We start from the raw sequence: 227 nt of genomic DNA, 5'->3' as shown, positions 1-227 counted from the left end.
CCTCCACGCCCTGGAAGGTGAGCAGCGGCGCGAACACCAGGAAGATGATCGCCTGGCCGTAGACGGTCGGGCGGATCATCTCCTGGGACGCCAGCATAGTCTCCTCGAGCCGCTCGCGCAGGTCCAGCAGGCGGCCCTCGTGGTGCTGGCGTTCGGCCAGCCGGCGCAGGCAGTTTTCGATGATGATCACCGCCCCATCGACGATCAGGCCGAAGTCCAGGGCGCCC

Annotated in this window: 1 protein-coding gene; it reads right to left on the bottom strand. The window is 67.8% G+C overall.

The genetic code is table 11. The features are described from left to right. On the bottom strand, nucleotides 1-227 hold a 227-nt coding region (locus AX677_RS07600), incomplete at both ends, for an efflux RND transporter permease subunit (RefSeq protein WP_156445997.1).

The sequence above is a fragment of the Streptococcus sp. CCH8-C6 genome (genome assembly GCF_001557225.1).
Classification (GTDB): domain Bacteria; phylum Bacillota; class Bacilli; order Lactobacillales; family Streptococcaceae; genus Streptococcus; species Streptococcus sanguinis_C.
The sequence above is the reverse complement of the archived record's forward strand: the minus strand, read 5'-3'. Positions and strand labels throughout refer to the sequence as shown.